Annotated in this window: 18 protein-coding genes, 6 tRNA genes and 1 riboswitch; of the genes, 3 read left to right on the top strand and 21 right to left on the bottom strand. The window is 29.6% G+C overall.

The genetic code is table 11. The annotated features are described in order from the left end of the window. The first annotated feature begins 152 nt into the window (after positions 1 to 152). Positions 153 to 1,670 carry a M28 family metallopeptidase gene (locus tag HCG76_RS02060; RefSeq protein WP_221699025.1) on the top strand — a complete coding sequence of 506 codons (1,518 nt, stop codon included), beginning with the start codon at positions 153 to 155 and terminating at the stop codon, positions 1,668 to 1,670. A 23-nt stretch (positions 1,671 to 1,693) separates the two neighbouring features. Here HCG76_RS02060 and prfB read toward each other — a convergent pair. From prfB to recD2, 6 genes are all read right to left on the bottom strand, one after another. After that, positions 1,694 to 2,795 (bottom strand): peptide chain release factor 2 gene (gene prfB, locus HCG76_RS02055; protein WP_221699026.1). Its coding sequence is split into 2 segments (ribosomal slippage): positions 1,694 to 2,716 and positions 2,718 to 2,795, totalling 1,101 coding nucleotides; the frame shifts between segments, so codons are not numbered across the junction. A 127-nt stretch (positions 2,796 to 2,922) separates the two neighbouring features. Beyond that, the gene (secA, locus tag HCG76_RS02050; RefSeq protein WP_221699027.1) at positions 2,923 to 5,436 is read right to left on the bottom strand and encodes a preprotein translocase subunit SecA; all 2,514 of its coding nucleotides are present in this window, start codon (positions 5,434 to 5,436) and stop codon (positions 2,923 to 2,925) included. A 438-nt stretch (positions 5,437 to 5,874) separates the two neighbouring features. After that, complete coding sequence (gene hpf, locus HCG76_RS02045) at positions 5,875 to 6,402, bottom strand: ribosome hibernation-promoting factor, HPF/YfiA family (protein WP_221699028.1); 528 nt, start codon at positions 6,400 to 6,402, stop codon at positions 5,875 to 5,877. 437 nt (positions 6,403 to 6,839) lie between these two features. Further along, on the bottom strand, positions 6,840 to 7,463 hold the full coding sequence (locus HCG76_RS02040) for a ComF family protein (protein ID WP_260458020.1): 624 nt from the start codon (positions 7,461 to 7,463) through the stop codon (positions 6,840 to 6,842). A 65-nt stretch (positions 7,464 to 7,528) separates the two neighbouring features. Then, positions 7,529 to 8,521 carry a hypothetical protein gene (locus tag HCG76_RS02035; protein ID WP_221699030.1) on the bottom strand — a complete coding sequence of 331 codons (993 nt, stop codon included), beginning with the start codon at positions 8,519 to 8,521 and terminating at the stop codon, positions 7,529 to 7,531. A gap of 18 nt (positions 8,522 to 8,539) precedes the next feature. Then, positions 8,540 to 10,771, bottom strand: a complete 2,232-nt coding sequence (gene recD2, locus HCG76_RS02030; protein ID WP_221699031.1) for an SF1B family DNA helicase RecD2 — start codon at positions 10,769 to 10,771, stop codon at positions 8,540 to 8,542. Positions 10,772 to 10,928: 157 nt separating this feature from the next. Here recD2 and nagA point away from each other — a divergent pair, with 157 nt between their 5' ends. Then, entirely contained in the window at positions 10,929 to 12,068 is a 1,140-nt protein-coding gene (gene nagA / locus HCG76_RS02025; protein WP_221699032.1) for an N-acetylglucosamine-6-phosphate deacetylase, read from the top strand. Between the two features lie 350 nt (positions 12,069 to 12,418). Here nagA and metK read toward each other — a convergent pair whose 3' ends face one another. The 7 genes from metK to HCG76_RS01990 all read right to left on the bottom strand — a co-directional run bounded on the left by metK (position 12,419) and on the right by HCG76_RS01990 (position 14,556). After that, a complete protein-coding gene (gene metK, locus HCG76_RS02020) occupies positions 12,419 to 13,594 on the bottom strand; it encodes a methionine adenosyltransferase (protein WP_221699033.1) in 1,176 nt (391 codons plus the stop codon). A gap of 91 nt (positions 13,595 to 13,685) precedes the next feature. Continuing rightward, positions 13,686 to 13,875, bottom strand: a riboswitch (SAM riboswitch). A gap of 121 nt (positions 13,876 to 13,996) precedes the next feature. Then, positions 13,997 to 14,081, bottom strand: a tRNA-Tyr gene (locus HCG76_RS02015). A gap of 5 nt (positions 14,082 to 14,086) precedes the next feature. Further along, positions 14,087 to 14,161: transfer RNA gene (locus tag HCG76_RS02010), tRNA-Thr, on the bottom strand. 5 nt (positions 14,162 to 14,166) lie between these two features. Then, positions 14,167 to 14,242: transfer RNA gene (locus HCG76_RS02005), tRNA-Val, on the bottom strand. A gap of 28 nt (positions 14,243 to 14,270) precedes the next feature. Continuing rightward, positions 14,271 to 14,355: transfer RNA gene (locus HCG76_RS02000), tRNA-Tyr, on the bottom strand. 3 nt (positions 14,356 to 14,358) lie between these two features. Continuing rightward, positions 14,359 to 14,433, bottom strand: a tRNA-Thr gene (locus tag HCG76_RS01995). A gap of 38 nt (positions 14,434 to 14,471) precedes the next feature. Further along, positions 14,472 to 14,556: transfer RNA gene (locus HCG76_RS01990), tRNA-Tyr, on the bottom strand. A gap of 394 nt (positions 14,557 to 14,950) precedes the next feature. Here HCG76_RS01990 and yyaC point away from each other — a divergent pair. Further along, the gene (yyaC, locus tag HCG76_RS01985) at positions 14,951 to 15,490 is read left to right on the top strand and encodes a spore protease YyaC (RefSeq protein WP_221700669.1); all 540 of its coding nucleotides are present in this window, start codon (positions 14,951 to 14,953) and stop codon (positions 15,488 to 15,490) included. Between the two features lie 49 nt (positions 15,491 to 15,539). Here the strand turns inward: yyaC and mreB are convergent, their stop codons facing one another. The 8 genes from mreB to atpD all read right to left on the bottom strand — a co-directional run bounded on the left by mreB (position 15,540) and on the right by atpD (position 23,191). Next, a complete protein-coding gene (gene mreB / locus HCG76_RS01980; RefSeq protein ID WP_221700670.1) occupies positions 15,540 to 16,574 on the bottom strand; it encodes a rod shape-determining protein MreB in 1,035 nt (344 codons plus the stop codon). A 110-nt stretch (positions 16,575 to 16,684) separates the two neighbouring features. Next, on the bottom strand, positions 16,685 to 16,939 hold the full coding sequence (gene spoIIID / locus HCG76_RS01975) for a sporulation transcriptional regulator SpoIIID (RefSeq protein WP_195988674.1): 255 nt from the start codon (positions 16,937 to 16,939) through the stop codon (positions 16,685 to 16,687). 123 nt (positions 16,940 to 17,062) lie between these two features. Then, positions 17,063 to 17,896, bottom strand: a complete 834-nt coding sequence (locus tag HCG76_RS01970; protein WP_221700671.1) for a M23 family metallopeptidase — start codon at positions 17,894 to 17,896, stop codon at positions 17,063 to 17,065. Between the two features lie 150 nt (positions 17,897 to 18,046). Next, positions 18,047 to 19,102, bottom strand: a complete 1,056-nt coding sequence (gene spoIID, locus HCG76_RS01965; RefSeq protein ID WP_221700672.1) for a stage II sporulation protein D — start codon at positions 19,100 to 19,102, stop codon at positions 18,047 to 18,049. 132 nt (positions 19,103 to 19,234) lie between these two features. Then, complete coding sequence (murA, locus tag HCG76_RS01960; protein ID WP_221700673.1) at positions 19,235 to 20,497, bottom strand: UDP-N-acetylglucosamine 1-carboxyvinyltransferase; 1,263 nt, start codon at positions 20,495 to 20,497, stop codon at positions 19,235 to 19,237. A gap of 20 nt (positions 20,498 to 20,517) precedes the next feature. Next, entirely contained in the window at positions 20,518 to 21,162 is a 645-nt protein-coding gene (locus HCG76_RS01955) for a hypothetical protein (RefSeq protein ID WP_221700674.1), read from the bottom strand. 220 nt (positions 21,163 to 21,382) lie between these two features. Next, positions 21,383 to 21,784, bottom strand: coding sequence for an ATP synthase F1 subunit epsilon (gene atpC / locus HCG76_RS01950; protein WP_221700675.1), 402 nt, complete (start codon positions 21,782 to 21,784; stop codon positions 21,383 to 21,385). Between the two features lie 12 nt (positions 21,785 to 21,796). Further along, positions 21,797 to 23,191, bottom strand: a complete 1,395-nt coding sequence (gene atpD, locus HCG76_RS01945; protein WP_221700676.1) for a F0F1 ATP synthase subunit beta — start codon at positions 23,189 to 23,191, stop codon at positions 21,797 to 21,799. Between the last annotated feature and the right edge of the window lie 11 nt (positions 23,192 to 23,202).

The raw sequence follows: 23,202 nt of genomic DNA, 5'->3' as shown, positions 1-23,202 counted from the left end.
TAATTAATAAAATTTATAACGTAAATCATCAAGTATTAATTTCCATTAACTAAATTTAAATCGTATTATTAGTTAAAATTTTTAATATTAGTTATAATGTAACTCCTCATTTAATAGTATTTAATATAATACTATTAGTGAGGTATTTTTTTATGAAGAAAAAAATTATATATTTTTCATTATTATCAATAACTTCATTTCTATTGCTTTTTACCATATATCTTAATAATACCTATTCACCATTTGATTCTAATAATGTTCGAAATAATATTTATGTTTTATCATCTGATACACTTGCCGGAAGATTGGCTGGCAGTACAGAAAACTCAATGACAGGCGATATAATAAAAAATAGGTTTAAAAGTAGTGGGTTAACTACCTTAAATAATGATAATAACTATTCACAAAACTTTAATACTATTTGCCCTGTTATAACTAACACTTCACCTTATCTTAAAATTGAATCAAATGGAGAAATTGAAGAAGAATTAAAATATGGTGTTGACTTTAAAGAAGATATGATTAACTTTAAAAATAATACATTTTATTTTTCAGCTTTAGATAAAATAAATTCATATTTAGCTTATATGGAAGTAAGTTGCGCTGATGGCAACTTTTTAATATATGTTCCTAAAGACAATAACTTTTCATTTAGAAGCTCATTTTTTAGCGATTTTGCTAAAGATGCTGTAATAATGGTTTCTAATTCTACCTTTGAAAAAATATCAAATGCTTTAAAAGAAGGGAAACAAATTTCTATTCACATCCCTTTTGAAGAAGAAGAAAAAACAATATCAAATATTGTTGGTGTAATTAAGGGTTCAAATTCTTCTTTGCCACCATTTATAATAACGGCTCATTATGATCACCTTGGAAAAGATGGATTAGGAAACACTTATTCTGGAGCATTAGATAATGCTTCTGGAGCTTCTTTTTTATTAGAACTAAGTAGAAGTCTTGCTACTTATGGAAAACCTGAAAGAGATATCATTTTTGCTGCATTAAATGCAGAGGAATTTGGTTTACTAGGCTCTAAAGCTTTTGCTGAATCTAACTTATTTAATATACAAGATTCAAAGGTAATCAATTTTGATATGATTGGAAGCGCTGATTATCCTATAAGTTTTATGCAGGGAAGTAAATTCAAAAATACAAATTCTGAATTATTAAATTCATTAAAAGAACTCTGTGACTCTAATAATGTAAGTTATGAAGTCCTTTATGAAGATTCTAGTGATCATGCTAGCTTTAATAATTTAAATATAGATGCTGTTAGCTTCTGCCATAGTGATAAAACTAGAATTCATACTCCTAGTGATACAATTGACTATATAGACACTAATGCTATAGATACTGTTTATAGTATAGTTGACCAAGAAATCAAAAACTCTTGCTATAGTATGTTTACTAGATTTATATATAGCTCAAAATCATTATTATGGATATCAATAATGTTAATTATTTTAATTTGTTGGGGTATATTTACTAAAAGTCAAATTATAACCGATAAGAAAGGTTCAAGATTTTTTGCATTAATTGCATTAATATCTGTTATAACATCTTCAATTTTCTATTATAAAGGATACAATGAAGCTATTATAACAACTCTTATCTTTGGATTCTCAATAATATTTATTTGCCTTAAAAACTTTAAATTAATATCAAAATAAAAAAAAGTGCCTAGCACTTTTTTTTATTTTGATATGCTTTTTAAATATGTAGTTATAAATTGATCAATTTCACCATTCATAACTGCATTCAAGTTAGATGTCTCCTCATTTGTTCTATGATCCTTAACCATATTATATGGATGGAATACATATGACCTTATTTGACTTCCCCATCCCATATCTTTTAATTCACCTGTTAAGTCTTCTATTTTTTCCTTATGAGCTCTTTCTTTAAGTTCTATAAGTTTTGACTTTAACATAGACATTGCTGTGTCTTTATTTGAAAACTGACTTCTTTCACTTTGACACTGAACAACAATTCCAGTAGGTATATGAGTAATTCTTATAGCTGATTCTGTTTTGTTTACATGTTGCCCACCAGCTCCGCTGGCTCTATAAGTATCTATCTTTAAATCATCCGGTCTTATATCTATATCTTGATCCTTTGTAAGCTCTGGTAATACTTCTATTGATGCAAAAGAAGTTTGTCTTTTTCCATTAGCGTTAAAGGGTGAAATTCTTACTAATCTATGAACTCCCTTTTCTGCTTTTAAATATCCATATGCAAATTCGCCTTTTACTCTTAATGTTGCACTCTTTATTCCAGCCTCATCGCCTTCAAGTATATCTAATGTATCAACTTTATAACCCTTTTTTTCACACCATCTAGTATACATTCTAAGCAGCATAAGAGTCCAATCATTAGCATCACTACCACCAACACCAGCATGTAAATTTAATATAGCATCGTTTTTATCATACTCTCCTGACAAAAGAAGTTCTATTTTATATTCATCTACTAGCTTTTCAATATCTCTAATTTCTGTAATAACTTCATTTACAGTTTCCTCATCCTCTTCTGCAAGCTCTGCTAATACTTCTACATCCTCTAATCTACTTACTAAACTTTCATATCTATCTATTTTATCTTTAATACTTTTACTTTCCTTAGTAACTTCCTCTGCTCTTTTTATATCATCCCAAAATCCCTTTTCTTGCATCTGAAGTTCAAGCTCTTGAAATCTTTTTTCTAGGCTTTCCTTGTCAAAGTGAAGCCCCCATTTCCTTTAATGTTTCTCTTAATCCACTAACTTTAGTTAGTTCTTGTTCTAACTTAATTAACAAAAAATCACCCCTTAATTCAGTGACAAGTGGCAAATGGCAAATGACAAGTTAAATATGGTGATAATTACAAAATCTACAATTAACCCCCATATTAACTTGCCACTTTTAACTTATCACTTGAAACTATCTAAGCTTCCCTACCGCAGCAGTTCTTATACTTTTTACCACTTCCGCAAGTACATAAATCATTTCTTCCTACTCTATTGTCATTTCTAACAGGCTCTTTCTTTAAGCTGTTATCATCACTTCCATGACTAGCAGATGTTTCTTGAGCTACCTTCTCTCTCTCAACAGGTCTCTCAACTCTTACATGGAATAAGAATTTAACAGTTTCAAGCTTAATTCCTTCAATCATCTCTTCAAACATTGCACTACCTTCCATTTGGTATGCTTGAATTGGATCTTGTTGCTTATATGCTCTTAATCCCATTCCTTGTTTTAAGTGATCCATATTATCTATATGAGCCATCCATTTTTGGTCAACAACTCTTAAAAGAACTACTCTTTCAATTTCTCTTAATTGTTCTTCACCAAATTCAAGTTCCTTACCTTTATAGATATTCATAACAATCTCATTTAATTTATCTTTTATTTGTTCATTAGATAAATCAGCTAACTCTTCAGATGTTATAACACCATGTGGTAAACATATTTCTTCTAAATATTTAAGTAAAGTATTGATTTCACCTTCTATATCTTGAACTTCTCCACTTAAGTGAGAATTAACAGCATCTGATATAACTTCTGTAATCATACCTTCTATTTGCTCTTTAAGGTTCTTACCTTCTAAAACTTCAGTTCTTTGTCTATAAATAACCTCTCTTTGGAGATTCATAACATCATCATATCCAAGTAGGTTCTTTCTTATATCAAAGTTGTTTCCTTCAACTTTCTTTTGAGCATTTTCTATAGCCTTAGTAACCATTTTACTTTCTATAGCTTCTGTTTCTTCTAATCCTAATTTATCAATAATACCTTGAATCTTTTCTGATCCAAATATTCTCATTAAATCATCTTCTAAAGATATGAAGAATATTGATTCACCAGCATCACCTTGACGACCTGATCTACCTCTAAGCTGATTATCAATTCTTCTTGATTCATGTCTTTCAGTACCAAGAACCTTTAATCCTCCAGCTTCTATAACACCTTCTCCTAGTTTAATATCAGTACCTCTACCTGCCATATTAGTTGCTATAGTAACCATACCTAATTCCCCTGCATGAGAAATTATTTCTGCTTCTTGAGCATGATATTTAGCATTAAGAACCTGATGCTTAATTCCTCTCTTCTTTAATAAAGAAGATATATATTCTGATCTATCAACACTAGCTGTACCAACAAGTACTGGTTGCCCCTTTTCATGCGATTTAACTACTTCTTCAACTATCGCTTTATACTTTCCAATTTCATTTTTATAAACCATATCAGATTGGTCAATTCTTTGAACTGGCTTATTAGTTGGTATTACAATAACATCTAAATTATATATTTCTCTAAATTCATTTTCTTCTGTTAATGCTGTACCAGTCATTCCTGATAACTTAGCATACATTCTAAAGTAATTTTGGAATGTTATTGTTGCTAAGGTTTTTGATTCTCTTTGAATCTTAACACCTTCTTTAGCTTCAATTGCTTGATGAAGACCATCTGAATATCTTCTACCTTCCATAAGTCTTCCTGTAAATTCATCTATTATTACTATCTCATTATCTTTAACCATGTAGTCTTTATCAGATCTCATTGTATAGTTTGCTTTTAAAGCTTGTGTAACATAATGTTGTAACTCTAGGTTTTGAGAATCAGCATAGTTTTCTATTCCAAAATACTTTTCAGCTTTAATTATACCATCTTCAGTTAATAAAACTGCATTTGCTTTTTCATCTACAGTAAAATCTTTTTCATTTATTAATGTCTTAACAAAGTTATCTGCAACATTATAGAATTTAGTAGATTTATCACCCATTCCTGAAATAATAAGTGGTGTTCTAGCCTCATCTATTAAAATAGAGTCAACCTCATCCACTATACAGAAGTTAAGAGCTCTTTGTACTCTTTCTTCCATATGAATTACCATATTATCTCTTAAGTAATCAAATCCAAACTCATTATTTGTTCCATATGTTATATCAGCTGCATAAGCTGCTCTTCTTTGATCTTGTGTTATACCATGAATTATACATCCAGTAGATAATCCTAAGAAATTATATAGCACTCCCATTTCTTCCATTTGAGTTTTTGCTAAATAATCATTTACTGTTATTACATGAACACCATTTCCAGTTAAACCATTAAGGTATGCTGGTAATGTAGCAACAAGAGTTTTCCCTTCCCCTGTTTTCATTTCAGCTATTCTACCTTGATGAAGAACCATTCCTCCTAATAATTGAACTCTAAAGTGCTTCATTCCAAGTACTCTGCTTGAAGCTTCTCTACAAACAGCAAAAGCCTCTGGTAATATACTATCTAAAGACTCTCCTTTTTGTATTCTTTCTTTAAATTCTATAGTCTTTCCTTGAAGTTCTTCATCCGTTAATTTTTGCATTGGTTCATCTAAAGCTTCTATCTTATCGGCAATTGATTGAAGCTTCTTTACTTCTCTCTCGCTATATGTTCCAAAAAGTTTTTCTAAAAATCCCATAATATATTTCCTTTCAACATTAATATTCATTAATAACATTTATGAATATAAATTTAAGTAATCTGTTTTAATATTTTTATATAGCTAATAATCTATATAAATTACCCTTTTAATATTTTCTTAATAAATTATACCATTTATAGTATTTATAATTCAACAAAAAACGTATATACATTAATATAAACTGAATTATTATTCTATATTTGACCTTTAACGACATCTAAGCCTAAGAAATCGTTATCTTAACAGAAATATGAACCTTATTAATTCCAACTTTAAATATATAGAAATATCTTAACGCTAATCATTATTTAAATTAAAATTCTATTTATATTTGTTTAATTCAGTTATTACTTATACTATATACTTAAATAATACTAAAGATTTATATATAAATAAGGAGAGCTGTCAATAACAGCTCTCCTATAATTATATTAATTAAATATAGTCTGGTTCTAAAAGGCCATAATTTCCGTCTTTTCTTTTGTATATAACATTAACATTATCTGTATCAGCATCCTTAAATACAAAGAAATTATGTTCAACAAGTTCCATTTGTAATATAGCTTCCTCTGCACTCATTGGTTTTATATTAAATTTTTTAACTTTTACTATTTCACCTTCATCATCTTCTTCAAATGCAACTTCATCAAAACTATTAAATCTTAAAGATTCATTATTTCTTCTTTGTAACTTAGTTCTTTGCTTTCTTATTTGTCTCTCTAATTTTGTTTCTACTAAATCAATAGACTTGTACATATCATCTGTTGATTCTTCACATCTTAAAATTACACCATTAAACGGTATTGTTACCTCAAAAATTTGGCTATTCTTTTGAACAGTTAATGTGGCTCTTGCCGCTACTTCTGGTGAAAAATATCTGTCTAATTTTGAAATCTTTCTTTCTACTATCTCCTTTAATGCTGGTGTCACGTCAATGTTCTTTCCTATTACTGTTACTCTCATAAGGTCAGCCCCTCTCTTTAAGTTATAATTATACTATTTAAGATTTCAATATATATTTGTTTTATATATATATTTTACCATCTTAAATATTATTCCTCAAAGACCGTTTTCTGAATTTACAGAAAATTTAAACTTATTTACTCTACATAACTCGTCCTATCTTCATTTATCTCATTATTAAAAATAAAAAAACATCAATTCATAAGAATTGATGTTTTTTTATAAAGTTAGCTGACCTGGATTTTGACCCCACACTCGCCTGCTGGAGCTTTTGCTACCCGGAATTAACCTCTCACTACTAACACTCTCAGTATCTCTACTGGCAGGACTTACCTCTATACCGCACCATGCTCATTAAAACTTTGTTTAACTTACGTGGATCGTTTTGCCTGCGACTGGCATCGACTTTCATCCACAGACCTAACTTTACATTACTATTATATATTGCTTTTAGCAATTGTCAATACTATAATTTTTTTTGCTCCTGATTTTTTTAATATATTTTTACATTCACTAATAGTAGCTCCTGTAGTAATTACATCATCAATTAATATAATATTTTTATTATTTATATAATCACTGTCATTAACTTTAAAAACGCCCTTTAGATTTTTAATTCGTTCTTCTTTACTCAATGTCTTTTGTTCTTTAGTGTTTTTTATCTTTTTAATGCAATTACTCACCGGTATATTCATATTATTACTTATAATCTTTGCAATTAACTTACACTGATTAAAACCCCTCTTTTTTTCAGCTTTTTTTGTCATAGGAACATAACAAATAACATCTGCATTTATGTTATTTTCTTTTATTATTTCCATCAAAAAGTTTGCTAATAAATAACCTGCGGTATAATTACTTTCATACTTAAACTCTAAAATTAACCTTTTTAATATACCGCCATAAAAACCATAGGATAAATTATCATTTTCAAACATTGCTCTATTAATACTTCCCTTGCAACATGGACATATTCCTATAAATCCATCATTATTACAAATTATACATTTATCCTCTAGTGGATATATTATATCTAAAATTTCATTATATACTTTCAACATATAATACAAGATTTTACCATATAACTTATAACTATTATTAATTGAATTGGAACTTTTAATCTTCCTTATGATCTTAAATATTGTTTTTCCCATAATACTTTATTAAATTCTCTAGTAATATTTTTTGCATTATCTATATCCTCTGAAATTTCTTTTGATACAAGGATTAATTCTGATTGAATCTCACTTATACTATTAATTGAACCACACATATAAACTATCTTTTTATAGGAATAGTAAATATCATCAGCAAATAATACTATTATATTTACATTGGGAATATTATTCATGTATTGACCACAATTATTAGTAATTATAAATAATGAATCACTATATCCATCCATTATTTCTTTTACAAAACTAAAATTTTGATTCTTATTATATCTAACAACCCTAATACCTAACTTCCTCAAAACTTCATAATAGTGATTATAAACTTTATTTAATTTTTCTTCAGACGGTACAACAATCAATACTATTCTTTTATTTTCCTTAAACCATTTAAAATATTCAAATAATGATAACGGAATATTTTCTTCTAATCGTATTCTTGTGCTCATTAATCGTGGTTCTATCATTGGCTCTTCTGATAACATATATGGAATTTCAATCTTTTCTCCTATAGGAAAAATAAATTCACTAGAATAAATTATAACTTTGTTACTCTTCCAATATATATTCTCTATAGCCTCTCTAACATACTCATTACTTACCTTTGAAAATAAAGTGATATCATCAAATATAACTAAATCATATAACATATCTATGTTATTTATCTCACTTATAACTATACATTGTAAATTATTTTCTATTTGTTTATCACTTATAGCTTCATCAATCAATTCACGTAAACTACTTTTCTTTTCATTTACATAATCCCTCTCTTCACTACAAAAAACATATAATATATTTTTATTTTCGTATAAAGTCTTATTTATTATATTAGAAAAAACCTCTATAGTATTAAATGGTCTTGTTTTTACAGATAACACTTTTGTTTTTTTTCCATACCACTTATTTATTTTTTTAAAAATATTACTCAATTCCTTATAATTCATAGTATCGACTCCATTTATCTATTCTTCACTTATTTTATCATCAGATACAATTTCTAAAATTCTCTCTTTCAATGATGAATATCTCTCCATACTATTTGTATTATCTACCATGTATTTTAGTGCTTTTTGATTTCCAACAACTACAACAAGTTCTTTTGCTCTTGTTATTCCAGTATATAATATATTTCTATTCATTAAAAATGCTGATCCCATAAAAGCTGGAGTAATTACTACTTTAAACTCACTCCCTTGACTTTTATGTATTGTTATAGCATATGCTAACTCTAATTCTTCAACATATACATTGTCATATACAATTCTTCTTTCATCATCAAAAATAACAGTAACTGTTCTATTCTCTTCATCAATAGCTTCTATAAATCCCATATCTCCATTAAATACACCTACACCTTCATTATCACCATATCCACCTATTCTATTCCATTTTAAAGAATAATTGTTTTTAGTTTGCATTACCTTATCTCCAACTCTAAAAATAACTTCTTTAATTTTCTTTTCTTTTTTATACTTATCTGGTGGATTTAAAATGGCTTGAAGCTCATTATTTAAATTATCTACTCCTAAAATACCCTTTCTTGTAGGTGATAGTATTTGAATATCCTTAACTTTATTCCACTTAGAATTAAATGTTGGCAATCTTCTATTCACTAAGTCTAATATAGTGCTTAGAATATCTTCATTATTTTCTCTATTATCAAAAAAGAAATCTCCACCCTTTTTATTTAAGTATGGTAGTTCTCCATTATTAATTTTATGAGCATTTAAAATTATCATGCTCTCTTTTCCTTGTCTAAAGATTTCATTTAATCTTACTACTTTAATAAATTCACTATTTATTAAATCCCTTAAAACATTTCCAGGACCTACAGATGGCAATTGATCCACATCTCCAACTATAATAACTCTAGTTCCTAATTTAATAGCCTTTAAAAGGCTATTCATTAGCATTATATCAATCATAGATGCTTCATCAATTATAATAACATCTCCCTCTAAAGGTTCTCCTTCCCCCTTTCCAAAAAATGAATTTTCATCATCACTAACACCCATTTCTAATAATCTATGTATAGTTTTAGCTTCTCTCCCAGTTGACTCCGTCATTCTTTTGGCTGCTCTTCCAGTAGGTGCTGCTAAAAGCACTTTCATCCCATTATTTTCATATATTTCTATTATACATTTAATTATAGTTGTTTTTCCAGTACCCGGACCACCAGTTATTATTTCTATTCCATTTTCAAAAGCACCAATTATTGCATCCTTTTGGGAATCCGCAAATTTAATATTATTTTTGCTCTCAAAACTAGATATTTCAAAAGAAATATCTGAATTTATAGTCTGAAAATTTTCTATACTTAAGGTAATAATTTTATTTGTAACTCCTAATTCACAAAAATAATATGGAAGTGAATATACAGCTTCAATATCATTAATTTTTTCAACTTTTATCTTTCCTTCTAAGACACTGTTATATATATTAACCTCTATTAGTTCTTTATCAACCACAAGAACCTTTTGACACTCTGCAATAAGTTTCTCTTTAGGCATATATGTATTTCCAAGACCAGAAAAATTATTTAAAACATATCTTATTCCACTTTGAACCCTAAAATCAGACTGTGGTTCAATTCCTAGACTTTTTGCTATTCTATCTGATGTTAAAAATCCAATTCCTGATATTTCATCATTCAATACATATGGATTTTTTGAAACTATATCTATAGAATCAGGCCCAAATTTTTTATAAATTTTTAAACATTGATTTATTGTAACTCCATGTTTTTGAAAAAACATTATAATATCTTTCAACTCTTTACTTTCAAGATATGATTCATATATTATATTAAATTTCTTTTCTCCTATTCCCTCAACCTCTTTTAATCTCTCAATATTATTATCTAATATATCTAATGTTTCTACGCCAAATGCCTTTACTATTTTTTTAGCAGTAACAGGCCCTATACCATGTATTATTCCTGTGCTAAGATATTTCTCTATTTCCTTAGCCGAAGTTGGTAATAGCTCTTTATACTCTTCTACACTAAATTGCCTTCCAAATTGTTTATGATTTATCCAATTTCCTTTTATCTCTATTTGTTGACCTTCTTTAATTAAAGGCATTATTCCAACAATAGTTATTACCTCTTTATTAGCTGTAACTTTTGCTACTATATATCCACTATCATCACTTTTAAATATTATTGCCTCTACTAAGCCTTCTAATATTTCCATATTATCGCTCCAAACATTTTATTTTACTCATTAATATTATATAATTATATCATAAGTAAAATTTTCATTGATTATTTTAAATAATAGATTTATATTTTACTTATTAATACTATTAACTTATTATTAATTAGTTAAACATTAAACTGGAGGTATTTAAATGTTATTACAAAATTGTAATATAGTCTTTTTAGATAGAATCGAAAAAGGCTCACTATTAATTGAAAACGATGTTATAAAGGAAATTAACCCATTAGAAACTAAGGATTTAGAATGTATTGATTGTAAAGGTTTATATGTTTCTCCTGGTTTTGTTGATGTTCATATACACGGTGCTGGTGGACATGATACAATGGATGGAACTTTTGAAGCAATTAATGAAATAGCTAAAACTATTTGCAAATATGGGACAACTTCATTTACACCAACAACAATGACTATGTCTGCTGATGATATACTAAAATCTATGAAGGCTATAAAAAAAGCAAAACTTGAAGGTACAGATGGTTCTATTGTTTTAGGAGCCCACTTAGAAGGTCCTTTTATAAGCCCAAGTGCAATAGGTGCGCAAAATCCAAATTACCTAATAGCACCTTCATTTGAAAACTTTAAATCAATGACTGGCGATGCTATAGATGCTGTTGTTTCTATTACTATGGCTCCTGAGGTTTCTGGTGCAAAAGAATTAGCTACAGAATTAACTGCTAGAGGTATCCGTTGTTCTATGGGGCATACTAAAGCAAGTTACGAAGAAGCTATTGAAGGTATAAAATGTGGTTTCTGTCACTCAACTCATTTATTTAATGCTATGACTGGATTTACTCACAGAGAACCTGGTGTAGTTGGAGCAACATTCGATTCAGATATAACTACTGAAACTATCTCTGATGGTATACATATATCATATCCATCATTAAGAGTTGCTTACAAACAAAAAGGAACAGATAAAACTTTACTTGTTACAGATGCTATGTGCGCTTGTGGAATGCCTGATGGAACTTACGCTTTAGGTGGACAGCCTGTAATAGTTAAAAATGGTGCTGCTAGACTAGAAAATGGTGCCTTAGCTGGTTCAATCTTAACTTTAAATAAAGCTGTTAAAAATATATATGACAATACAGATTACCCATTATATGAAGTTGTTAAAATGGCTTCTTATAACGGTGCTAAGTATTGTAGAGTTGACGATAGAAAAGGTCAAATCAAAGAAAACTTCGATGCTGACTTAGTTATTTTTGATGAAAATATTGATGTTAAAATGACAATAGTTGGTGGGAAGATTGTTTATAATAACCTTTAATTTAAAATAAATTTCGAAGGAAAATAAAAGTTAAGGGCCTAACGGCTAAGGTAAAGTGATTAATATAGCTCGCGCCAATTAATTATAGGTAAGGGTTTGCTAAAGCAAACGGTAAAAAGTTAAGGCGGAAATTACTTCGTAATTTCTTTAAATATATATTTTAGAAACTTCTTATGAAGTTTCCTCCTTAACTAGCCAAAAGGCTTTTACCATTGGCGTAGTCAACTTTTACCTATTTGAACTAGCGGAGCGCTGTTCAAAAAACTTAACCGGCTGAAGGCCCTTAACTAAATAAATTGCTTCGCAATTTATAAAAAAACGAGATACAAAATTGTATCTCGCTTTCCATATTATAAGTATTTCTTAATTTCTTCTACCTTATTTAATTCTTCCCATGGAAGGCTTAAATCATTTCTTCCAAAATGACCATAAGCAGCTGTTTGTCTGTATAAAGGTCTTCTTAATTCAAGGTTATTTATTATAGCTCCTGGTCTTAAATCAAATACCTTTTCAACAATATTTGTTATCTCTTGATCTGATATTTTACCTGTTCCAAAAGTTTCTACTTCAATAGAAACTGGCTTTGCAACACCTATTGCATATGCTAATTGTATTTCTAACTTATCTGCAACCCCTGCTGCAACTAAGTTTTTAGCAACCCATCTTGCTGCATATGCTGCTGATCTATCTACCTTTGTTGGATCTTTTCCTGAGAATGCACCACCACCGTGTCTTCCATATCCTCCATAAGTATCAACTATAATCTTTCTACCAGTTAATCCACTATCACCTTGTGGTCCTCCAACAACAAATCTTCCTGTTGGATTTATATAATATTTAGTTGACTCATCTAATAATTCAGCTGGAATAACAGCCTTTATTACATGTTCCATTAAATCTTCTCTTATTTGCTCTTGGCTAACATGATCATCATGTTGAGTAGAAATTACTATAGCATCAATTCTAACAACTCTGTTATCATCATATTCTACCGTTACTTGAGTCTTTCCATCTGGTCTTAAGTAAGGTAATGTTCCATTCTTTCTTACTTCTGTTAATCTTCTAGATAATCTATGCGCCATAGCAATTGGTGAAGGCATATATTCTGGTGTTTCATTAGTAGCAAAACCAAACATCATACCTTGATCCCCAGCTCCAACAGCTTCAACATCATCTTTTTCACCAGATCTAGATTCTAAAGCTTCATCAACACCCATAGCGATATCACTTGATTGTTCATCAATAGATGTTAATACAGAACATGTATCGCAATCAAATCCATACTTTGCTCTATCATATCCAATTTCTCTTATTGTATTTCTAACAACTTTAGGAATATCTACATAACAAGATGTTGATATTTCCCCCATTACTAATACCATTCCAGTTGTTACTGCTGTTTCGCAAGCAACTCTTGCCATAGGATCTTTCTCTAGTATATTGTCTAAAACTGCATCTGATATTTGGTCACATATTTTATCAGGATGCCCTTCTGTTACTGATTCTGAAGTAAATAATCTTCTCATTTTGCTTAGCTCCTTTCAACTTTTTGATATTAATTCTAAGCAATAAAAAAAGCCTCTTCAAGAAAGAAGAGACTGTAATTATCTAAGGTCTTTCTTATCTTGCAAAAATAATTTATGCAGGAATTTGCACCACGCTTCGCAAGTTATAAGTTTCAAGTTACAAGTTAAATATGTAAAAATTCCTTTGGAATTTTCACTAACTTGTTATTTGTCATTTATCACTGCTAAACAGGTTGCAGGGTTTCACAGGGCCTTTATCCCTCCACCTCTCTGGATAAGAACTAATATCAAATTTTATTTCTAACACATTTTAACAATATATTTATACTATGTCAATAGTAATTATATACATTATTTTTAATAATTTTTCAAAAAAATAAAAGCATGGTATTAACCATGCTTTGGTGGGGGAGGACGGATTCGAACCATCGAAGCGAAACGCAACAGATTTACAGTCTGCCCCCTTTGGCCACTCGGGAACTCCCCCATATTTGGAGCTTCATGTCGGAGTCGAACCAACAACCTGCTGATTACAAGTCAGCTGCTCTGCCATTGAGCCAATGAAGCTTATTTGGTGGAAACAACAGGGATCGAACCTGTGACCCTCTGCTTGTAAGGCAGATGCTCTCCCAGCTGAGCTATGCTTCCATATCTTTTTAATAAAATTAAATTTAAATGGTGGGGGAGGACGGATTCGAACCATCGAAGCGAAACGCAACAGATTTACAGTCTGCCCCCTTTGGCCACTCGGGAACTCCCCCATTTGGAGCTTCATGTCGGAGTCGAACCAACAACCTGCTGATTACAAGTCAGCTGCTCTGCCATTGAGCCAATGAAGCATATTCCAATTTAATTTTATTCTTTTTTTAGTTATTAATGGTGGGGGAGGACGGATTCGAACCATCGAAGCGAAACGCAACAGATTTACAGTCTGCCCCCTTTGGCCACTCGGGAACTCCCCCATGAACAACTTAATAACTTTGTGCCGTTCGTTTTGTTACTTCCGAACTGACAAGGATTAGTATATAATTAATGCCTAAATAAATCAACCTTCATTTTGGCCTTTTTAAGCTAATTATATTGTATTTTCTTTAATTTACTATCTTTTTCTTCATTTTAATACATTATTAACTTTTTTTATTATATGTATTATTAAAAACATTTCAAATGTTTTTCTCAATTTTAGTAACATATATTTCTCAATAAAAATATATTATAAGTGAATCACTACTTTAATATGGAAAGTTAATTTTAAATTTTTTATTATTTCATTAACATGCTTATATTATCAAATTTCTAATCATATATTTTATATATGATATTCTTTCATCTATTATAACGATAGGGGTGAATTATTTGATAAAACGAAAATTTAACTATAAATCTAATTTGGCATATTATGAAATTGCTGAATTCATGAGAAAGTATATTAATTCTAATACTATAATAGTCTGTATAGGCACTGATAAATGCGTTGGTGATTGTTTAGGTCCATTAGTTGGAACTTTCCTTGAAGAACATAATTTTCCCTTACCTGTTTACGGCACATTAAAAGACCCTATTCATGCTCTAAATCTTGATAAAAAGTTGACAGAAATAAATAAATTACATCCTAATTCATCTATAATAGGCATTGATGCATGTTTAGGTGATACAACATCAATAGGCGAAATTCATACTCGTGATTATCCAATCCATCCTGGAAAAGGTGTAGGAAAATCTCTTCCTGATGTTGGCACTGCCTCAATAATAGGAATAATTGATTCAAGCGATACAGCTGAATTCTTTACTTCTAGGAGCATACGACTTCATTTGGTATTTGAAATGGCAAAAGTTATTTCACATGGATTAATCCATGCATATTATTTAAATACTATAATTAATAAGCAAAGCTAGAAGTTAATAACTTCTAGCTTTGCTTATTATCAAAAAAATTTCATAATAATTAATTTATTAATTGTATCTCTCTACTTGAAAAATCGTTGTCCAATTTGCTAACATAATTTAGAACTTCACCAGTTCCTATAGCAACAGCTTCCACTGAATTCTCTGCTACTCTAACTGTTATACCTGTATTAGCCTCAATAAGCTTATCTAAACCATCAATTAATGCACCACCACCAGTCATTAATATTCCTTTTTCTATTATATCTGCAGATAACTCTGGTGGAGTTTTTTCTAATACCGATTTTACAGTCTCAACTATTAATGATACTGGTTCCATTAATGCTCCTCTTAATTCTTCAGTAGAAATAACTATTTCATCAGGTAAACCTGTGATTAAATTTCTGCCCTTCATTGTTGTTGTTAAATTTCTAGACCCTTGGAAGACTGATCCAATTGATACCTTTAAATCTTCAGATGTCTTCTCTCCAATTAAAATTTTATATTTATTTCTAACATATCTTGTAATTGCCTCATCAAATTTATCACCAGCTATTTTAATTGACTCCCTTATAACTATCCCACCTAATGAAATTACAGCTATATCAGTTGTTCCACCACCAATATCAACTATCATATGTCCATCTGGTTTAGTTATATCTAATCCTGCACCAATTGCAGCTGCTAATGGTTCCTCTATAAGATGTACCTTTTTTGCGCCTGAATTCATTGTAGCATCTACAACTGCCCTCTTTTCTACTTCTGTTGCCTGCGAAGGTATACACACCATTACTTTTGGTGCTATAACACGTCCCTTTCCACAAACCTTTTTTATAAATGCCTTAAGCATTTTTTCTGTTACATTATAATCTGAAATAACACCATCTCTTAACGGACGAACAGCCACTATATTTCCAGGTGTTCTTCCTATCATTTTCCTTGCCTCTTCTCCAACAGCTAAAACCTTATTATTATTTTTATTAATTGCTACAACTGAAGGTTCTTTTAATAAAATCCCTTTTCCTTTAACATATACAAGTACAGTAGCTGTACCTAAATCTATTCCTAGATCACTACCACTTCTCCAAAACCACATTTAATTCACTCCTAAATATATAATAATTTCAAAATAATTGTTTTTTCTACAAATTTATCCCTACTTTATTATATATGTAATGAATTTATCATTCAATGATTTTATAGCTATTATAATTCATTTGCCTTATATTTCATTTTTGTAGCTTTTCCACCTCTTATATGTCTTTCAGACTTATTTAGTTCTAATATTAAATGTGTTTGTTCTGCTATTGCTGGATTAATTTTAGGCAATCTCTCAGTCATATCCTTATGAATAGTACTCTTACTTACACCAAATACTTTTGCTGTTTTTCTTATTGTAGCCTTAGAGTCAATTATATATTGTGCAACTTCTAAAACTCTTTCTTCAATATAATCTTTCAAGATTCTACCTCCTTAACCTCTATTTATTATTTACTTCCTATAAAAAAAATTCATACAATTTATATAAATAATATTAAATATTTTTTAAGTATCAACCATAATATGGTTGATACTTAAAAACAATTACTTTAAATCAAAGTATGCACTAGGATCAACATCATTTCCATTTGCATCTTGTACTTGAACATTTAATACATCTCCGCAAACTTTTGATGTAAATATACCTGAAGTATTACCAACTGTTCCTATTTCAGTTCCAGCACTAACAACATCTCCTGCTGCTACTTTAACTTCTTCACTTAAGTTAGTGTATTTTGTCTTTAATCCATTTGTATGTGTAATGATAATATAAGTACCATCTGTAGTATTACTTGATACTTCTTCAACTTTTCCTTCTGCAGCTGCTTTAACAATAGTTCCTACTGCAGCATTAATGTCAATACCTCTTCTTGATGTATCTTCACTTCTTGTTTCATCTGAGTAAGTTCTAATCATCTTTCCAAATTCTCTTGAAATAGCCACATTTCCATCTATAGGTAATGATAAAACTATTTGAGTATCATTACCTGCAGAAACATCAGCTGTTTCTTCTTGTGTAGATTCTGTAACTTGATTTTCAGCAACTTCCTCTTGAGTATTATCTGCTACTTGTTCTTCTGCATCTGCAACTTCAGGCTCTGATAAAATTTCCTCACTATTATTAGCTAACTCATCATTATTTTCTACTCTTTCAGCATTTTGCTTATTAAAGTTAGAATCAGTCTCTGAAGAAGTATTATCCTCCACCTCATTTAAAGATAATTCGTTATTTACCTTATTTTCTTCTTTAGCAACAGAATTCTTTCTAATTGTAAATGCAGCTACTGTTGCAACAATACATAGACAAACAAATAATACTAAGTAAAAGCCCTCCTTTCTGAAAAAGTCCTTTACTTTATTTTTTTTATTTTGGTCCATTTCAACACCTCCTGTCTTGTATTCTTGCCCGTAAAGATAAATTAATTCACTTTAAACTGAAGTTTTATACGTCAAATTTATACAAAAAAAGACAAGAAGAATTTTTATTTAATAAAACCCTTCTTGTCTTTCACTTATTAAATTTATATATTAACTAAATTTTAAATACCCTATATTAATTCCAGTATAATAATGTTTCAAAATTTCCTCATATCCATTACCTTCTTTAGCCATAATATTAGCTCCCCATTGACTCATACCAACTCCATGCCCATACCCCTTACATTCAAATATGATTGTCTTATCCTTTATTGAATATGTAAAATTAGTTGAATTTAATCCTGCTATAGCTCTAAATTCAGCCCCATCTATCTTATCATTTCCAATAACAACTGTAACAACACCACCAGCATCACTTCTCTTACCTATCTGTAATTTCGAACTTAAATTTTCTATATTTACGCCTGAATTTGGATACTTAGCATTTATTGCTAAAGACAAATCACTTAATGTCATCTCCTTTGTACTTGTGAATTTAGGAGATGACTCTTCTCCTAAACTTTCAACTGATATAAGATATGGTATATCTCCAAATGATAAATCAGATGCCGATTCAGTATTTCCTGAGCTAGTAGAAAAAAATAAAGGATATAAAACTAGTTCTCCATTATATGTTAAGATCATTCCCTTAGTAGCCTCTACTGCAGCCTGTATCTTATTCCAATATTTTTCACCATTTTCTTCTCCCCATTTATTAATTAATTCATCCTTAGAGGAATAAACCTGACAATGCATAGAATCACATATATCCGTTCCATTATGAATTGAACAATTATTCATTTTTCTACTTGCTAAGTAAGTTCTACTTGCTATAGCTTGTGCTTTTAATGCCTCTTCTTCAAAATTCACTTGCATTTCATTAGCAACTACTCCACATATATAATCTTCGATATTTATTTCCTCCACAGTTTCCTTTAATGTTCTATAAACCCTTACTGTATCATCACCATCTATATATATTTCATTACTTATCTCTGCTAATGTTTCCTTAGTTGTGTCCTCATTTTTAATAGGTTGTTTATTATCTTTAATATTTGTAGTTTTTATAGATAACATTGGAATAATTATCATAAATAAAATTATTAATATAGTTGTATATAATATCAGTTTTATCTTACTTATACCACCACAATTTATTTTTTTCATAGCCCCTCCTATTACTCTATTACATCTATATATATGTTTTAATCTGTAAAACAATACCTCTTATTTTCAAACCATAAACTTATGCACTTTTAAAGACAAAAGAAATTAGGAGTCTTAAAAGACTCCTAAGTATTATTTATATGCCCTATATATATCTGCACCAAGTTTTTTAAATTTATCTTCTATATTAGTATATCCTCTATCTATATGATATATCTCACCTATTTCTGTTTGGCCACTAGCAACTAATCCAGCTAAAATCATAGCTGCTCCAGCTCTTAAGTCAGTAGCCTTTACTTGGCATCCAGTAAGGTTATCTACACCTTCAACAATAGCAATTCTTCCATCAATTTTAATATTAGCACCCATTCTACCTAGTTCTCCAACATGCATGAACCTATTTTCAAATACAGTTTCTGTTATTACACTTACTCCTTTAGTAACTGATAATAATGCCATCATCTGTGCTTGCATATCTGTTGGAAATCCTGGATAAGGCATTGTTTTTATATCTACTGCCCTCTTTTCACCTGTTCCATCTACTATCATTTTTTCTCCATCCACCTTACAGTAGACTCCACATTCTTTTAATTTTTCAATTGTTGGCATTAAGTGTTCTTCATTAACACCATTTATAGTTATTTTACTATTTGTTATTCCAGCTGCAACCATAAATGTTCCAGCTTCAATTCTATCAAAAATAGGTGTAAATGGTTCAGGCTGTTTTAATTCTGATACACCATGTATAGTTATTTTTCCATATCCAGCCCCCTCTATTTTTGCTCCCATACTATTTAAAAATCTTGCTAAATCCCATATTTCTGGTTCTTCAGCTGCATTTTCAATAACTGTAACTCCTGGTGCAAAAACAGAAGTCATCATTATATTTTCTGTAGCACCTACAGATGGAAAATCTAAATATATTCTATTTCCATGTAGTTTATTAATTTTAGCTTCAACATATCCATATCCTATTTCAGAATCTATTCCTAATGCCTTAAACCCTTTCAAATGAAGGTCTACTGGCCTACTTCCAATATTACATCCTCCCGGCATTGATATTTTACATCTACCAAATCTAGCTAACATAGGCCCCATTACTAAAAATGAAGCTCTCATCTTGCGTATTAATTCATTATTTGCTTCTATTTCCTTTAGTTCTAAAGTATTTATCTTTAAGTCTCCTGTTATAGGTGAAAATTTAACTTCACAATTTAATTCTCTTAATAAATTTATTAAAACTGTTACATCTTCTAACATAGGTACTTTTTTTAAAACTATTTCTGTTGGATTTAAAATAGTTGCAACTATTATAGGTAATACTGCATTTTTTGCAACACTTATATCAACTTCTCCTTGAAGTTTTTTTCCACCTCTAACTATAATTTTTTCCATATTATCCTCCATATTTATTGTTAGTATGTTACGAAAATTATCGGTGTTCCTATAATTAAATATGAACCTGTATCGTAAGTAATTTGTCCAATGTTTATATTAGTACTATCTATCATTGTTGCCTTTGCTACACTACCATTACTTATATCTAATTTTTCATTAATTTTAATTTTCAATTTATTTTCCACATCTTCAAATATATTTTTTTCTTCTGTTTCTATCTTTCCCTTTATAAATGAAAAATACCTCTCATCTATGAAATTACTATTTCTAATTTCTTGAACTAATAATTCTAAATTTTTTTGTGATAAAGTCTTATCCTTATTTATTGCTATTACTTCAACTTTTGTTAATCCATTATAATTGTAAATATTAACATTATAGTTAATATTTTTACCTTTTGCTGATATACACAATTCACTTGTTGTTACTATTAAATCATTTTTGCTTTTAAAAATTTCATTTATTCTTTTGAATTCATAATTAATATCTGCCTTTACTATATATTCTAATTTAATACCATTTTCAATAAATTCATATTCATTTAATATATATCTTTCAACATCATTAAATAAATCTTTCTTTGCTTCACACTCATACTCTTTTCCATTAATAATTAATAATAGAGAAAAGATTAAAAGAAATACAAAAAATACTTTTTTCATATTGTAATCCCCTGCCCTTCCTCTAAAATTATTGTCCAAACTATTTTTTTTATACACTATAATATATATATATTATAGATCCCTTAGAATAGTTCGCTTTCATCTTAAATTTTTATAAATATCAACTATATTCGTCTATATACAACAGAGTATTTTAAATTTAACTATATCCTTTATAATATTCAAAAAAAATAAAGAAGCCACTTATTTAGCGACTTCTTTATTTCAATTCCAATCTAGCTTTGGCTCTAGCCTCTGCTTTCTTGGCTCTTTCAATATCAATATTATTTTTTTCTTTATTATTTAATCTATCTTGAGCTCTCTTAAAAGACTTCTCTGCACGCTCTTTATCAATCTCTTCTGGAAAATTAAAAGAATCACAACAAAAGTTAATTATATTATCCTTAATATAAATAATCCCTGATGAAGTAAATACTTTTTTCTTATTTCCATCTATATTAGTATACGTAGTTACCGCTGGTATAGTAGCTATTATAGTTGGTGCATAATTTGCTAAGATTTCTATTTTACCATCATTTGCAGTTGTTGCTAAACTAACTATTTCCTCTGTTAGTATTTCACGCCCTGGAGCTACAATATTAAGTTTTATTAATTTTCCCATAAATCATATCTCCTATTTCATACTATTTGCTTTTTCTACAACTTCTTCAATTGTACCTGCAAATAAGAATGCTGATTCAGGTAAGTGATCGTATTTTCCTTGTAATATTTCTTTAAATCCTCTTACTGTTTCTTTTACAGGAACATATCTTCCTTGCATTCCTGTAAATTGTTCTGCAACTGTAAATGGTTGAGATAAGAATCTTTGAATTCTTCTTGCTCTAGCAACTACAGCTTTATCTTCATCAGACAATTCATCAACACCTAAAATTGCTATTATATCTTGTAATTCTGTATATCTTTCAAGTATATTTTTTACTTCTGTTGCAACTTCATAATGTTCTTTTCCAACTATTCTTGGATCAAGTATTCTAGAAGAAGATTCTAGAGGATCAACTGCTGGATATATACCTAATGCTGAAATGGATCTAGATAATACAGTAGTAGCATCTAAATGTGTAAATGTAGTTGCTGGTGCTGGGTCTGTTAAGTCATCCGCTGGAACATAAACAGCTTGAACTGATGTTATAGATCCATTCTTTGTAGATGTAATTCTTTCTTGAAGGGCACCCATTTCAGTTGCAAGTGTTGGTTGGTAACCAACTGCTGATGGTATTCTTCCTAATAATGCAGATACCTCTGAACCAGCTTGTGTAAATCTAAATATATTATCTATAAATAATAATACATCTTGCCCTTGATCTCTAAAGTATTCAGCCATAGTTAATCCAGTTAACGAAACTCTCATTCTTGCACCTGGTGATTCATTCATTTGACCAAATACTAGCGCTGTCTTGTTAATAACGCCTGAATCCATCATTTCATGATAAAGATCATTACCTTCTCTTGATCTTTCCCCAACTCCTGTAAATACAGAAAGTCCACCATGTTCTTTTGCAATATTATTAATTAACTCTTGAATTAAAACTGTTTTTCCTACACCAGCTCCTCCAAACAGTCCTATTTTACCACCCTTTTGATATGGTGCAATTAAGTCAATAACTTTTATTCCTGTTTCAAACATTTCAGGTTCTAAAGACTGTTCCTTGAAACTTGGTGCTGGTCTATGTATAGGATATGACTCCTCTGATTCTATTTCACCTTTATTATCTATAGGTGCTCCTAACACGTTAAATAGTCTTCCTAATACATTCTTCCCTACAGGTACTGATATTGGTTTTCCTGTATCTAACGCCTTCATACCTCTTTTCAATCCATCAGTAGATTCCATTGCTATTGCTCTAACAATATCATCTCCAACGTGTTGCTCAACTTCTACAACTAATTCTCTATCTCCCATATCAATTTTTATTTCATTATATATGTTTGGTAGAGAATCTGAATCAAACTTTATATCAACTACAGGTCCAATTACTTGAACTACTTTTCCAATTTTACTTTCAGCCATACTTCTTCCTC

Source organism: Clostridium sp. K13 (assembly GCF_019734195.1).
Lineage (GTDB): Bacteria > Bacillota > Clostridia > Clostridiales > Clostridiaceae > Clostridium.
Note: the sequence above shows the minus strand (reverse complement) of the source record. Positions and strands in the feature narration are given on the sequence as shown.

What these genes read in the sequence shown, in the direction of transcription:
- secA (WP_221699027.1), bottom strand. Translation starts at nt 5,436, where the DNA reads ATGGGATTTTTAGAAAAACTTTTTGGAACATATAGCGAGAGAGAAGTA.
- mreB (WP_221700670.1), bottom strand. Translation starts at nt 16,574, where the DNA reads ATGTGGTTTTGGAGAAGTGGTAGTGATCTAGGAATAGATTTAGGTACA.
- nagA (WP_221699032.1), top strand. Translation starts at nt 10,929, where the DNA reads ATGTTATTACAAAATTGTAATATAGTCTTTTTAGATAGAATCGAAAAA.
- atpC (WP_221700675.1), bottom strand. Translation starts at nt 21,784, where the DNA reads ATGGGAAAATTAATAAAACTTAATATTGTAGCTCCAGGGCGTGAAATA.
- recD2 (WP_221699031.1), bottom strand. Translation starts at nt 10,771, where the DNA reads ATGGAAATATTAGAAGGCTTAGTAGAGGCAATAATATTTAAAAGTGAT.
- murA (WP_221700673.1), bottom strand. Translation starts at nt 20,497, where the DNA reads ATGGAAAAAATTATAGTTAGAGGTGGAAAAAAACTTCAAGGAGAAGTT.
- metK (WP_221699033.1), bottom strand. Translation starts at nt 13,594, where the DNA reads ATGAGAAGATTATTTACTTCAGAATCAGTAACAGAAGGGCATCCTGAT.
- HCG76_RS02040 (WP_260458020.1), bottom strand. Translation starts at nt 7,463, where the DNA reads ATGTTGAAAGTATATAATGAAATTTTAGATATAATATATCCACTAGAG.
- HCG76_RS01970 (WP_221700671.1), bottom strand. Translation starts at nt 17,896, where the DNA reads ATGGACCAAAATAAAAAAAATAAAGTAAAGGACTTTTTCAGAAAGGAG.
- spoIID (WP_221700672.1), bottom strand. Translation starts at nt 19,102, where the DNA reads ATGAAAAAAATAAATTGTGGTGGTATAAGTAAGATAAAACTGATATTA.
- HCG76_RS02035 (WP_221699030.1), bottom strand. Translation starts at nt 8,521, where the DNA reads ATGAATTATAAGGAATTGAGTAATATTTTTAAAAAAATAAATAAGTGG.
- atpD (WP_221700676.1), bottom strand. Translation starts at nt 23,191, where the DNA reads ATGGCTGAAAGTAAAATTGGAAAAGTAGTTCAAGTAATTGGACCTGTA.
- hpf (WP_221699028.1), bottom strand. Translation starts at nt 6,402, where the DNA reads ATGAGAGTAACAGTAATAGGAAAGAACATTGACGTGACACCAGCATTA.
- HCG76_RS02060 (WP_221699025.1), top strand. Translation starts at nt 153, where the DNA reads ATGAAGAAAAAAATTATATATTTTTCATTATTATCAATAACTTCATTT.
- HCG76_RS01955 (WP_221700674.1), bottom strand. Translation starts at nt 21,162, where the DNA reads ATGAAAAAAGTATTTTTTGTATTTCTTTTAATCTTTTCTCTATTATTA.